Raw genomic sequence first — 13529 nt, forward strand, 5'->3', positions numbered from 1 at the left:
GCACACAATTGAATTTGCAATCAGAATTCACCCCATGCCCAGCCACAGCACACCCCACACTCCCAGCCCCGCCATCCTGCGGCTGGACAACCAGGTCTGCTTTGCGCTGTACTCCGCCTCGCTGGCGATGACCAAGCTGTACAAGCCCCTGCTCGACCGCATCGGCCTGACCTACCCGCAGTACCTCGTGATGTTGGTGCTGTGGGAGCAGGACGGCGTGACCGTGTCCGAGCTGGGCGAGCGCCTTTTTCTCGACTCCGGCACGCTCACGCCGCTGCTCAAGCGCCTGGAGGCGCAGGGCCAGATTGCCCGGCTGCGCGATGTGCAGGACGAGCGCCGCGTGCGCATCACCCTCACCGCCGAGGGTCGTGCGCTGCGCGACCAGGCCGAGGCCATCCCGCAGTGCGTGCTGCAAAGCAGCCAGTGCTCGATTGCCGAGCTGACCACCCTGACCACCGAACTCAAGCAGCTGCGAGACCGGCTCAGCGAGCAACGCTGACGGCCCGCAGAAACACGCAACGACATTGCAAGAACCGATTCCCTCCACCGCCCATCGTGGGCAACAACCGCAAGGAAGACACCATGACCACACTCGAAAAAGTCCTGTACACCGCCAAGTCGCACGTGACCGGTGGCCGCGATGGCGCCGCCAAGACCGATGACGGCCGCCTGGAAGTCAAGCTGTCCTCGCCCGGTACGTCCGGCACCGGCACCAACCCCGAGCAGCTGTTTGCCTCCGGCTACGCAGCCTGCTTCATCGGCGCGATGAAGGCTGTGGGCGGCAAGATCGGCATCCCCGTGCCGCAAGACGTGTCCATCGACGCCGAAGTGGACCTGGGCCCCATCCCGAACGCCTACGGCATCGCCGCGCGCCTGGCCATCAGCCTGCCCGGCATGGACAAGGCCACGGCCCAGAAGCTGGTGGATGCAGCCCACCAAGTCTGCCCCTACTCCAACGCCACGCGCGGCAACATCGACGTGACCATCACGATCGTCTAAGACGATGGGTCGCCAGCTGCTTCCCCGCATCGCGGTGGCCCTGGTGGCCATCGAGCATGTGTACATCCTCGTGCTCGAAATGTTCTTCTGGAACAAACCGCAGGGCATGAAGACCTTCAACCTGACCCAGGAGTTCGCCGACGCCACCACGACGCTGGCGGCCAACCAGGGGCTGTACAACGGTTTTCTGGCGGCGGGCCTGTTCTTTGGGCTGTTCACCGGCAACCGGGTGTTCAAGATCTTCTTTCTGGCCTGTGTGATCGTGGCCGGGGTGTTTGGCGCCGCCACCGCAGCGCCCAAGATCTTCTTCAGCCAGGCGCTGCCCGCGATCATTGCGCTGGGCCTGGTGCTGGCGCTGGACAAACCAGTCACCGCACAGCGCAGCCTCTGAGCTACCAAAACCATAGCTGCTAGCGCTTGATACACCAGCGCTGGCGGCTATTTTTGATTTGAAGCCACGCAGGCACTGCCACCTGCAAGCTGGCATTCAGCCATGCGCGCGATGATGGGGTTGGAGACAACCACATGAAAATCGCCCTGCTGTCCGACATCCACGCCAACCGCCAGGCCCTGGACGCCTGCCTGACACACGCCCGCGCCCACGGCACCGAACAATTTGCGCTGCTGGGCGACCTGGTCGGCTACGGCGGCGAGCCCGTGGCCGTGGTGGAGCAAGTGCGCGACCTGGCCCAGCAAGGTGCCCTGTGCGTGCTGGGCAACCACGACGCCATGGCCCTGGCGCCCCCTGCCAACCCCCGCAACCGCAGCGAGCTGGGCGCGCAGTGGACCCACGACCAGCTGGGCAACAGCCACATCGCCTTTCTGCAATCCCTACCGCTCACCGCCAGGCTGGGCAGCAGCGCGCTGCTGGTGCACGCCAGTGCCGACATGCCCGCGCAGTGGCGGTATGTGGAGGACTCCAACGCGGCCGAGCGCAGCATGACGGCCGCCCAGGGCATCGACCCCGCCATCCGCTACGTGTTCTGCGGCCATGTTCACGAGCAGGTGCTGTACTTCCTCACGCCCACCGCCAAGCTGATGCGCTTTGCACCCGAGCCCGGCGTGCCGGTGCCCGTGCCCACGCACCGCCAGTGGCTGGGCATCGTGGGCTCGGTGGGCCAGCCGCGCGACGGCGATGCGCGCGCCATGTACGCGCTGTTCGACGACACTGCCAAGCAGATCACCTTCTACCGCGTGCCCTACGACCACCTGGCCGCCGCCGCCGCCATTCGCGCGGCAGGCCTGCCCGGCTTCTATGCCGACCGCTTGGAAAAGGGCCAGTGAGATGAAGCTGCTGGAGCCCGGCACCGAGATCGACGGCTTCCGCGTGGTGGACTGCATCCACGCCGGCGGCATGGCCCACATCTACGCCGTGGAATACGCGCAGGCCGACCGCAGCCCCGGCTTTGCCATGGCGATGAAGATCCCGCGCATGACGGCGGGCGACGGGGCCGAGAACATCGTGAGCTTCGAGGTCGAACTGCAGATCCTGCCCGTGCTCAGCGGCCCGCATGTGCCGCGTTTTGTGGCTGCGGGCGACCTGGTGCGGCTGCCCTACCTGGTCATGGAATACATCCCCGGCCAGACGCTGCAGCACTGGCTGGATGCGCCTGGGCACTGCGACATCCCAACAATAACCCGCCTGGGCGCGGCCACAGCCCACGCGGCGCACAGCCTGCACCAGCAGAACGTGTGCCACCTGGACCTCAAACCGGCCAACGTGCTCATCAAAGACGACGGCACGGCCGTGCTGCTGGACTTTGGCCTCTCGTGCCACGCCCACTACCCCGACCTGCTGGCCGAGGAGATGCGCCAGGCCGTGGGCTCCCCCGCCTGGATCGCGCCCGAACAGGTGGTAGGCGTGCGCGGCGACCCGCGCAGCGACATCTTCGCCATCGGCGTGATGCTGTACGAGCTGGCCACGGGCGAGCTGCCCTTTGGCGCCCCCACCACCAGCGGCGGCATGCGCCAGCGCCTGTGGATGACGCCCGCGCCGCCGCGCAAGCACCGCGCCGATATCCCTCCCTGGCTGCAAGAGGTCATCCTGCGCTGCCTCGAGCCCGAGGCCGCCAGCCGCTACCCCTCGGCCGCGCACCTGGCGTTTGACCTGTCCAACCCCGAGCAGGTGCTCATCACCGAACGCGGCGAACGCACCGAGCGCACACCGCTGCGCACCCACCTGCGCCGCTGGCTGCGCGCAGCGGGCATGCACTACACGCCCAGCCCCCTGCCCTCGCAGCAGATAGAGGACACGCCCATCCTCATGGTGGCCGTGCCCCATGCCGATGTGAGTGATGCCACGCTCTATTCGCTGCGCCAGGCCGTGGGTCGATCATTGGGCATCCGCCCCGGCGCGCGGCTGGCCTGCGTGACGGTGGTGTCGCCCGGCGCCAGCAGCACCAGCGACAGCGAGCGCAGCGAGACCACGCTGCACCGCCAGAACATGGCCCGTCTGCGCCAGTGGGCCCAGGGGCTGGACCTGACCGGCCATGCCGTCAGCTACCACGTGCTCGAAGCCAGCGACGTGGCACAGGCCCTGGTGCGCTATGCGGCCAGCAACCACGTGAGCATGATGATCCTGGGCGCGGCAACGCACGGGCTGCAGACCCAGCGCTTTTTTGCCACCGTGCCCATGCGCGTGGCGCGCGACGCGCCCTGCACCGTCATCCTGGTCAAACAGGCGCTGCCTTTCGAGCAACTGGCGCAGCCCACGGCGGACTGAGCCCGTTGGCACTCCGGCGCACCGACACGCCGCGCACCTGTCGCCCAGGCGGCGCGCCCCGCTTGAGCGCGCGTACGCTTTGGTTTAGCGTCGCGACATGAGCACCACCACCCTCCTCGTGCGCCAGGACCAGCTGGCCACCACCCGCCTGACCACCACCGACGACACCCCGCTGGCCGAGGGCCAGGTCCGCGTACGGGTCGAGTCTTTTGCCCTCACGGCCAACAACATCACCTACGCCGCGCTGGGCGACATGCTGAACTACTGGCAGTTCTTCCCCACCGGCGAGGCCGGCTGGGGCATCGTGCCCGTGTGGGGCTTTGGTACCGTGGTGCAGTCGCTGCACCCGGCCGTGGCCGTGGGCGAGCGGCTGTATGGCTACTGGCCCATGGCCAGCCAGGCCGTGCTGTCGCCAGACCGCGTCAACCCCACGGGCTTCAGCGACGGCGCCCCGCACCGCGCGGGCCTGCATGCGGTCTACAACCACTACCTGCGCACCAGCACCGACGGGCTGTACCGCGCCGACAACGAAGACGTGCAGGCGCTACTGCGGCCGCTGTTCATCACCTCGTGGCTCATCGACGACTTTCTGGCCGACCAGCAGTTCTTTGGCGCCCAGCGCATGCTGCTGTCCAGCGCGTCGAGCAAAACCGCCTACGGCACGGCCTTTCAGCTTGCGCGGCGTGAGGGCATCGAGATCATCGGCCTCACCTCGCCCGGCAATGTGGCGTTTTGCGAGAGTCTGGGCTGCTACCACCGCGTGGTCACTTATGACGCACTGGACACCCTCGACGGCACTACGCCCACCGTCTACATCGACTTTGCGGGCAGCGTGGGCCTGCGCCAGCGCATCCACGCCCACTTCACGGGCCTGGCCTACAGCTGCTCGGTGGGCGCAAGCCATGTGGGCGATCTGGGCGGCGCCGGCCAGCTGCCCGGCCCGCGCCCGGTGATGTTCTTTGCGCCCGCCCAGGTCAAGAAGCGCCATACCGACTGGGGCGCGCAGGGCCTGAACGACCGCTTGGTCGCGGCCTGGAACCAGTTCAGCACCGCCGTGTCGGCCGGGCCGCAGCCCTGGCTGGTGGTGCAGCACCACGCGGGGCCCCAGGCCACGCAGGCGCTGTTTGCCAGCGTGCTGGCAGGCAGCGGCGACCCGCGTGCGGGGCATATCGCGACGATGCTGCCTGGCTGAAACGCTATGTGCGGCCGGCAAGGGCGCGGCAGCGACAATGAGGCATGACCCCATTGCCCCCCGATACCGCCGCCAACGCTGCCAACGACCAGCACCCCTACGCCCGCCTCACCCCCGATCAGGTGCTGGACGCGCTGGCCAGCGTGGGCCTGTACGGCGACGGCCGCCTCATGGCCCTGTCGTCCTACGAAAACCGGGTGTACCAGGCCACGCTGGAAGACGGCGAACGCGTGGTGGCCAAGTTCTACCGCCCCGGCCGCTGGAGCGAGGCGCAGATCCTCGAAGAACACGCTTTTGCCGCCGAGCTGATGGCCGCCGAGGTGCCCGCCGTGGGCCCGCTGGTGCTGAACAGCGCCACCCTGCACCAGCACGAGGGCTTTGCGTTTTCCGTCAGCCCCTGGCGCGGCGGGCGCCAGCCCGAGCTGGACGACTTTGAAGTGCTGGAATGGATCGGCCGCTTTCTGGCCCGCATCCACACGGTGGGTGCTGCCCAGCCCTTTGCCCACCGGCCTACGCTGAACCTGGCCTCCTTTGGCACAGCGTCGCGCGACTGGCTGCTGATGAACGAGATCATTCCGCTCGACATGCAAGCCGCCTGGAAGACCCAGTGCGAAAAAGCTCTCGATTTGATAGCTAACAGCGCATATGCCACTAGCACTACAGGCACATTTGGCTTGAAAGATGCCACCCAGATCCGCCTGCACGGCGACTGCCACCCCGGCAACATCCTGTGGACCCCGCTGGATGAGTGGGGCCGCGGCGGCCCGCACTTTGTGGACCTGGACGACGCGCGCATGGGCCCAGCCGTGCAGGACCTGTGGATGTTGCTGTCGGGCGACCGGCGCCAGCGCACCCACCAGCTCGGCGCGTTGATCGACGGCTACGAGCAGTTCCGCAGCTTCGACCGCCGCGAGCTGGCACTCATCGAGCCACTGCGCACCTTGCGCCTCATCCACTACAGCGCCTGGCTCGCACGCCGCTGGCAGGACCCGATCTTCCCGGCCAACTTCCCCTGGTTTGGCAGCAGCGACTACTGGCGCGGGCAGGTGGACATGCTGATCGAGCAGATCGAGGCGATGCAGGAAGAACCGCTGATGGCCTGACGTGGGCGGGCCCGGGCGCTGCGGCAAGATACGGGAGGCACCCGCGTGGGGGCAGACCGTGCGCAGCAGATGCCTTCACGACGGCGCCACCGGCAAGGCCCCACGCCACCCGCGCACCAGCACATCGCTCACAAACTGGCGATCCATCCACAGCCAAAGCAGAATGGGAGCCAGTGTGGGCACCACCAAAGAGCCCCATTGGTAGCCGTAGATGATGGCCTCCATCTGCCATTGGGCGATGCGCAGCAGCCGGATATCGGTCTGCGCCGCCAGCACCATCTGCATGAGTGCCGACATCGTGAGGCTGAACGCCTGGAACGGCAACAGCAGTACATACCCGCCCACCGCCCGGGTCAGTCGACCCTTGCCACGTGCTGCGAGCACCAGCGCCAGAAAGATGGGCAGACCATACGCGTAGTGCGCTGGGCGCACTTCAATGCTGACCTCTCCCCGCCGCCCCCCAGCCTGGGCCACCGGCACCGAGATGGCGGTATCCACCTCCATGGCACCCGGTGACAAGCGCACCTGCCGCACCCACATGGGCGCCCCCTGCTCCAGGGCCATGTGCGACAGCACTCCCACGGGGTAAGACGTCCAGGCAGACACCACGGACCACGCGGCGGTCAACGCCAAGATCCAGCCAAAGGCCGACAACACGAAGAGAGTCAACGGAGACAGACGGCGCATTCACAAGCTCCAGAATGGCATCGTGCGATGCATCAGCCCGCACTGGCAGGCGCAGTGGCCCGCCCCGCTGCCCGGTCCCCGGCGCGTACCCACAGCAGCCAGACAATCAACACGTCCAGCATGATGAGGGCCTGCCACAGGTACTCGTGGGCGAAATTGAACGCGGTGGTACTCCACTGCCCCAGATAGAAAAGGCTGATCACCCGCACGACATTCAGCCCTTGCACTGCCACAAAGCCCACACCCAGCCCCACGAGCTTGTGACGCCAGGTGGACGGAAACGCCATCACTGCAGCAAACAGCACGATGCACGCCTCGATGCCGTTGCAACCCGGCTCGATCGATACGCCAAAACCGCTGACGGTGTTCCACAGCACCTTGCCCGCCGCAGCAGCCGATGCGTCAAACAATGTCACCAGCCCAGCGCAGCCACGCGCCAGCAGCGCGGTCCAGGGCAGCACCACGTGCTGCTGCACCACCCCCAGCATGTTGATGCCAAACAGGGTGAGTTGGAGCACGACAAAAGTCAGGAAGAACCGCAGCATGGACACTCTCAAACAACGAAGTGGCCAGCACCGGATGCATTGGCCCTGCGCGCATTATCCGCAACGCATGCGTTCCAAGAAACAACCGTAGTGCCATGGCCCGGAGATGGCACGCGCGCAAATCTTGGCTATGCTGTAGCCACTCACCGCCGGGTGCCCCATGAAAGACTGGATCCGCAACGCCTTATCGATCCGCCAGCCGCGCAAGCCGGCCCCCGTGGGCTCGCTGCCTGCGGTGGGGGTGTTCATCGTGCGGGGGGGCACCAAGATGCTGGTCACGCACCCTGTGTCCGCAGAGTTGTGGGACTGGCTGGTGCTTTCGGGCTGGCGCAACATGCCGGTCAAGGCAGACCGTCGCAAGAGCATGCTGCTGCCTGACGGCGCGCTCAAGGCCCTGATCGACGCAACCCCGGCGGAGCTCAACCAGACACATGCGCGCCTCCTGGCGCTGGCAGAACCCCGTGACTGACGGGCAGCGCAGGAAATCCCGGCACCACGCATCACACTCCCGCAGAAACAAAAAACCCCGGTGGCGCATTGGCACCACCGGGGTCTCATATTTTGATAGCAGCAAGCGCTTATGGCACTAGCGCCTACCGCCATTTTATCGACAAATCGCCCCCCTCACACCAGCAAGGCGTTCACGCGCCTCACATAGGCGGCGGGGTCTTCGGGCAGGCCACCTTCGGCCAGCAGGGCCTGGTCGAACAGGATGTGGGCCAGGTCGTGGAAGTGCACGCTGCCGTCGAGCTTCTTGACCAGCGCGTGCTCGGCATTCACCTCCAGCACGGGTTTGGTCTCGGGCGCCTGCTGGCCAGCCTGCTTGAGCATGCGGGCGAGCTGGGTGCTCATGCCGTCGTCCTGCACCACCAGGCAGGCGGGTGAATCGACCAGGCGCGTGGTCACGCGCACGTCTTCCGCCTTGTCCTTGAGCGCTTCCTTGAGCTTGGCCAGCACGGGTTTGAAGGCTTCGGCGGCCTCTTCGGCGGCCTTCTTCTCGGCTTCGTCTTGCAGCTTGCCCAGGTCCACGGCGCCCTTGGCCACGCTTTGCAGCGGGGTGCCGTCGAAGTCGTGCAGGTAGTTCAGCGCCCACTCGTCCACGCGGTCAGTCATCAAGAGTACCTCGATGCCCTTCTTCTTGAAGACTTCGAGCTGCGGGCTGTTCTTGGCGGCGGCCAAGCTGTCGGCAGTGATGTAGTAAATCGCCTCCTGGCCTTCCTTCATGCGGGCCTTGTAATCGGCAAAGCCCACCGTCACGGCGTCGCTGGTGGTGGATGCAAAACGCAGCAGCTTGGCCAGGCGCTCGCGGTTGCCGAAGTCTTCGCCCAGGCCTTCCTTCAGCACCGCGCCAAACTCGCTGTAGAACGCCGTGTACTTGCCTTCCTTGGCCTTGTCGTCGGCGTCCACCACATCGGTCACGCCATCGGCATTCGCCGCGATGTCGTGCTTATCGTGCTTGGCCAGGTCTTCGAGCATGCTCAGCACGCGCTTGGTCGATCCCTCACGGATGGCGCGCACGTCGCGGCTTTCCTGCAGTAGCTCGCGGCTCACGTTGAGCGGCAGGTCGGCCGAGTCGATCACGCCCTTGACGAAGCGCAGGTAGGTGGGCATCAGCGCCTCGGCGTCGTCCATGATGAAAACGCGCTTCACGTACAGCTTCACGCCCGCCTTCTTGTCGCGGTTCCACAGGTCAAACGGTGCCTTGGCGGGGATGTACAGCAGCTGCGTGTACTCGGTATTGCCTTCGACGCGGTTGTGCGCCCAGGTCAGCGGGGCCTCGTGGTCGTGGCTGATGGTCTTGTAGAACTCGGCGTACTGTTCTTCGGTGATGTCCTTCTTGGGGCGCGTCCACAGGGCGCTGGCCTTGTTGATGGTTTCCCACTCGCCGGTCTTGACCATGCCACCGGGCTGGCGGCCGCCGTTTTCGTCCGATGGATTGATCAGCTCGCCGTCTTTCCACTCTTCCTTTTCCATCAGGATGGGCAGGCTGATGTGGTCGGAGTATTTGGCGATGACCTGCTTGAGCTTCCAGGCGTTGAGGTATTCCTCGGCGTCGTCGCGCAAGTGCAGGATGATGCTGGTGCCGCGCTGGGCGCGGGTGATGGTTTCGACCTCAAAGTCGCCCGTGCCGCCGCTGATCCAGCGCACGCCTTCTTCGGCCTTCAGGCCCGCGCGGCGCGATTCCACGGTGATCTTGTCGGCCACGATGAAGCCCGAGTAAAAGCCCACGCCGAACTGGCCGATGAGCTGGGCATCCGCCTTCTGGTCGCCAGAGAGCTTGCCCATGAAGTCCTTGGTGCCGCTCTTGGCAATCGTGCCCAGGTGGTCGATGGCCTCCTGCTGGCTCATGCCGATGCCGTTGTCGGTGATGGTCAGCGTCTTGGCATCTTTGTCGAAGGTCACGCGCACTTCGAGATTGGGGGCGTCTTCGAACAACGCGGAGTTGTTCAGGCCCTCAAAGCGCAACTTGTCGCAGGCGTCCGACGCGTTGGAGATCAGCTCGCGCAGGAAGATTTCCTGGTTGGAGTACAGCGAATGGGTGACCAGGTGCAGCAGCTGGGCCACTTCGGCCTGGAACGACAGGGTTTGCTTGCTCATGGGGGGTTCTCTCTCAGTGGAAATCGGTCTGAACGGAAACGAATGGAATCGGCACAAAAAATCACGCCTGCCGAACCAGCAGGCGTGATTTAGGGGCATGCGCCCGGTTTTCAAGGCCCCTTCGGGTGGCGTCGCACCACCCAGGCGGGGCGCGGGGGCTCAACCGTCGGTGGTGATGCGCTGGATCAGCGTCTTGAGCATGGCGTCGGCCTTGTCATTGGCCACCTGGCAGGTACCTGCCGCAGCATGGCCACCGCCGCCAAACTCCAGCATCAGGTTGCCCACATGGGTCTTGCTGCTGCGGTCCAGGATGGATTTGCCCGTGGCGAACACCGTGTTCTGCTTTTGCAGGCCCCACATGACGTGGATGGAGATGTTGCACTGGGGGAACAGCGCATAGATCATGAACCGGTTGGTGGCCCAGATGGTTTCCTCATCGCGCAGGTCCAGCACCACCAAGTTGTCGATGCGGATGGCGCAGCTCTGCAGCTGGGCCTGGGCCTTGCGGGCGTGCTCGCGGTAGAGCTGAACGCGTTCCTGCACGTCCGGCAGCGCCAGGATCTCGTCGATGGTGTGGTCGCGGCAGTACTGGATCAGGTCCATCATCAGCGCGTAGTTGCTGATGCGAAACTCGCGAAAGCGTCCCAGGCCGGTGCGCGAGTCCATGAGGTAGTTCAGCAGCACCCAGCCCTGGGGGTTGAGGATGTCTTCGCGCGAATACTGGGCCGAGTCGGCCTGGTCCACGGCCGCCATCATCTCGTCGGTGACGCGCGGGAACGCGGCCTTGCCGCCGTAGTGGTTGTAAACCACGCGCGCGGCCGAGGGAGCATGGGCCTCGATGATGTGGTTTTCGTCGCGGCGGCCCGAGTTGCGGATGGTCTCGGACTCGTGGTGGTCGAACACCAGGTGCGCACCGGGCACGTAAGGCAGGTTGGTGGTGATGTCGCGGCTGGTGATGGGCACCTTGCCGTCCTGCATGTCCTTGGGGTGGACGAAGGTGATCTCGTCGATCAGGTTCAGCTCATTGAGCAGCACCGCGCAGACCAGGCCATCAAAGTCACTGCGGGTCACCAGGCGGTATTTCGCATCACTCACTCAATTCTCCTTGTTATATAGCGCAACGCGACATGGTAGCCGCGCCCCGACGCCTGGCAAGCACCGCCTGCGTCGAAAAGCAGGCCGCCCAGGCATTGATCGATCCATCAATGGACCTTCATCCAGTCCTCCAGCTGCCGGGCCACGCCCGCATCCGCCAGCAGGTCCAGGTGCCCCAGGCGGTAAAACACCGCTTGCCGAGCCTTGTCAAATCCCAGCGTCCGGCCGGCATCATCGTGGATGCCCAGCGCACTGTGCAAGGGCACCAACCCATCCCCCACCAGCCGCTCGCCCACCGGGCTGCGGCGCGCGGCCAGCGTTGCAGCCACCGCGTGGCAGGCCACCCCGGCGGGCAGAGGCACCGGGGTGCGCTGGTCGGGGCTTTTGCGAAAGCGATCGCGCCCTTGCCAGTCGGTGTCGAGCACGTGGCCGTAGCGCAGGTCGGTGATGCCCGCGCTGCGCAGCTGGGCCAGGCGTGCAAACGGGCGCGAATAGGCGGTGCTGCCCAGCAGCACATCCACCCAATGCCCGGCGCGTTCCAGGGGCGCGCCGTGGTGCGGGGTGCCCAGAAAGACCAGATGGCGCAGCCGAGGCAGCCAGCCGCTGGCGCTTGCCGGTGTCTGGGCTGCCAGGTGGCAGGCGCTGCGCGCCACCAGCCCGCCCATGCTGTGTGCCAGGATGGACAGCTCCGTCACCGGCACGGGCCACGAAGCCACGAGGGATGCAAGCAGGGCCGATAACTCGGCACCGTTGGTGGATGTGTGCTGGCCGGTGTTGTAGCGCAGGTAGACAGGGGTATAGCCCAGGACCTCGGCCAGATGGGCGCCATGGTCGTGGCCATTGCGCAGCCACTGCAGGTCGTTCATGCACAGGCCATGCACCAGCACCAGGAGCTTGCCCGTAGCGGCGCCCGGTGCAGCCAGCGCGCGCAAGTCCAGGGGCAGACCGTGCTGGTACCAGCCCATCTGCGTGCACAACGGGTTGCCGTCGCGTTGCAGGCGGTCGCCCATCACGCCGTTGAGCGCGGCGATAACCGCCTCGCGCTCCCAATGCACTGCGTCGGATGGCGTGGCCGGAGCAAAAAACGGCTCCAGCCGCGCCAGCCCGGCCTGCAGGCCCGCATCCACCAGCTGCGTTACCCCCCGGATGCTTTGGTACACCAACCCGGTCAGCCCCCGCGTACGACCCGGCTGGTCACCACCCGGCAGCCCCAGCGTGCCCAGCACCGACTGGTGCACCCCCTCGGCCACCCGGCTGATGCCGGTGGTGGCCTGCGCGGCCAGGCGCGCGACACCGCGCAGGTCGGACGCCCGCAACTGGCGCAGCGGGTTGGCGTTCGCCGCAGTGGCGCCGTCGACCGAAGGGGCAGAAGCAGCAGGCTTGCGCAGCCGGGGTGTGGACGGTGGGGGCATGAAAGGGCTCCGTTTAAAAAGTGTCAGGGAGCCCACAGGCTCTCAGAACCGCTCGTTGGGCGACAGGTAGCGCCACTGCCCCACAGGCAGATTGCCCAAGGTCACGCGGCCGATGCGGATGCGCTTGAGACCCACCACCTTGAGCCCCACCAGTTCGCACATGCGGCGGATCTGGCGTTTTTTGCCCTCGGTGAGCACAAAACGCAGCTGCTCGGGGTTTTGCCAATCGACCTTGGCGGGCTTGAGCGGTTCGCCGTCCAGGCTCAGGCCATGGCGCAGGCGTTCCAGCAACTCTCGGGGAAACACCGCCTGCACATTGGTGCTGACCGGGTCACGCTCGTCGATTTCCTGCAGCGGCGCGGAGCGCTCGCCGGGGTGGCGTGGCACCGCCTGACCGGGGGCCTGGTAGACCACGCGCACCAGATACTCCTTTTCCATCTCGGAGTCCTCGCCAATGATCTGCCGGGCCACGCGGCCGTCCTGGGTCAGCACCAGGAGGCCTACCGAATCGATATCGAGCCGCCCGCAAGGTGCCAGGCCCCGCAGCTGCGGCGGGGAGAAGCGGTTGCGGCTGGGGTCATCGCGCCAGTGGGTGCGGGGGTTGATCAGCGCCACGGCGGGCGTGTGGCCGTCTTCGGCCTGGCCGCTCACATAGCCAATGGGCTTGTTCAGCAGGATGGTGACGCGCTGCTCCTGGAAACCCTGGGCAATCTTGTCCACCTCGATGCGGTCGGCCGCCGTGACCTGCTGGCCCATGGTGGCCACCACGCCGTTGACCTTGACCCAGCCCTGCTCCACCCAGTCGTCGGCCTCACGCCGCGAACACAAGCCCAGTTCAGCCATGCGCTTGTTCAGGCGCGAGGTGGGCAAGCCTCCCACGGTGCTGGTGGCGGGCGCAGGCACCTGGCGCACCGGCGCGACAAATGCGCCCGACGCCACACGGTAGCCAGACGGCGCAGGCGCGCGGGCGGGGCGGGGAGCCCTGGGCGGCGGCGCAGGCCGCGCGGGAGCGGGCTTGGCCGCCAGGGTCGGGCGGCGCAGCACGGGTCGGGCGGATGCGGGCGCAGAGGAAGGGGACGCGCCAGCGTCAGAGGCTGGGGCCGCAGCAGGGCCCGCAGGCGGGCGAGAGGAAGAAGAAGACATTGCGCGTATTTTCGCCTGCGGACCGCCCGGGCC

Annotated in this window: 14 protein-coding genes; 8 read left to right on the forward strand and 6 right to left on the reverse strand. The window is 66.4% G+C overall.

Annotation, left to right across the window (positions count from 1 at the left end):
* Positions 1-34: 34 nt before the first annotated feature.
* The 7 genes from ASD94_RS21150 (at position 35) to ASD94_RS21180 (ending at position 6016) form a co-directional block, all read left to right on the forward strand.
* On the forward strand, positions 35-499 hold the full coding sequence (locus ASD94_RS21150; protein WP_056647366.1) for a MarR family winged helix-turn-helix transcriptional regulator: 465 nt from the start codon (positions 35-37) through the stop codon (positions 497-499).
* An 83-nt stretch (positions 500-582) separates the two neighbouring features.
* Positions 583-999 (forward strand): organic hydroperoxide resistance protein, encoded by a 417-nt coding sequence (locus tag ASD94_RS21155; RefSeq protein ID WP_056647672.1) that lies wholly within the window; start codon positions 583-585, stop codon positions 997-999.
* A 4-nt stretch (positions 1000-1003) separates the two neighbouring features.
* Positions 1004-1390 carry a DUF1304 domain-containing protein gene (locus tag ASD94_RS21160; RefSeq protein ID WP_056647368.1) on the forward strand — a complete coding sequence of 129 codons (387 nt, stop codon included), beginning with the start codon at positions 1004-1006 and terminating at the stop codon, positions 1388-1390.
* Positions 1391-1524: 134 nt separating this feature from the next.
* Positions 1525-2283 (forward strand): metallophosphoesterase, encoded by a 759-nt coding sequence (locus ASD94_RS21165; RefSeq protein ID WP_056647370.1) that lies wholly within the window; start codon positions 1525-1527, stop codon positions 2281-2283.
* A gap of 1 nt (position 2284) precedes the next feature.
* Positions 2285-3721, forward strand: a complete 1437-nt coding sequence (locus tag ASD94_RS21170; RefSeq protein WP_056647373.1) for a bifunctional serine/threonine-protein kinase/universal stress protein — start codon at positions 2285-2287, stop codon at positions 3719-3721.
* A gap of 97 nt (positions 3722-3818) precedes the next feature.
* Positions 3819-4913, forward strand: coding sequence for a DUF2855 family protein (locus tag ASD94_RS21175; RefSeq protein WP_056647378.1), 1095 nt, complete (start codon positions 3819-3821; stop codon positions 4911-4913).
* A 44-nt stretch (positions 4914-4957) separates the two neighbouring features.
* A complete protein-coding gene (locus tag ASD94_RS21180; protein WP_056647383.1) occupies positions 4958-6016 on the forward strand; it encodes a serine/threonine protein kinase in 1059 nt (352 codons plus the stop codon).
* 75 nt (positions 6017-6091) lie between these two features.
* On the opposite strand, the gene ASD94_RS21185 is transcribed toward ASD94_RS21180, so the two are convergent.
* Both ASD94_RS21185 and xrtH read right to left on the reverse strand, forming a co-directional pair.
* On the reverse strand, positions 6092-6703 hold the full coding sequence (locus ASD94_RS21185) for an exosortase H-associated membrane protein (RefSeq protein ID WP_056647385.1): 612 nt from the start codon (positions 6701-6703) through the stop codon (positions 6092-6094).
* Positions 6704-6735: 32 nt separating this feature from the next.
* A complete protein-coding gene (gene xrtH, locus ASD94_RS21190) occupies positions 6736-7248 on the reverse strand; it encodes an exosortase H (RefSeq protein ID WP_056647390.1) in 513 nt (170 codons plus the stop codon).
* 160 nt (positions 7249-7408) lie between these two features.
* Here xrtH and ASD94_RS21195 point away from each other — a divergent pair, with 160 nt between their 5' ends.
* Positions 7409-7717: a hypothetical protein gene (locus ASD94_RS21195; RefSeq protein WP_056647393.1), complete on the forward strand. Its 309-nt coding sequence runs from the start codon at positions 7409-7411 to the stop codon at positions 7715-7717.
* Positions 7718-7872: 155 nt separating this feature from the next.
* Here the strand turns inward: ASD94_RS21195 and htpG are convergent, their stop codons facing one another.
* The 4 genes from htpG to ASD94_RS21215 form a co-directional block, all read right to left on the reverse strand.
* A complete protein-coding gene (gene htpG / locus ASD94_RS21200) occupies positions 7873-9846 on the reverse strand; it encodes a molecular chaperone HtpG (protein WP_056647397.1) in 1974 nt (657 codons plus the stop codon).
* A 159-nt stretch (positions 9847-10005) separates the two neighbouring features.
* The gene (locus tag ASD94_RS21205) at positions 10006-10941 is read right to left on the reverse strand and encodes a hypothetical protein (RefSeq protein WP_056647400.1); all 936 of its coding nucleotides are present in this window, start codon (positions 10939-10941) and stop codon (positions 10006-10008) included.
* A 107-nt stretch (positions 10942-11048) separates the two neighbouring features.
* Entirely contained in the window at positions 11049-12353 is a 1305-nt protein-coding gene (locus ASD94_RS21210) for a triacylglycerol lipase (protein WP_082576964.1), read from the reverse strand.
* 42 nt (positions 12354-12395) lie between these two features.
* Entirely contained in the window at positions 12396-13397 is a 1002-nt protein-coding gene (locus tag ASD94_RS21215) for a pseudouridine synthase (protein WP_235510722.1), read from the reverse strand.
* Positions 13398-13529: the final 132 nt, after the last annotated feature.

The organism is Acidovorax sp. Root70, assembly GCF_001428225.1.
Classification (GTDB): domain Bacteria; phylum Pseudomonadota; class Gammaproteobacteria; order Burkholderiales; family Burkholderiaceae_C; genus Acidovorax.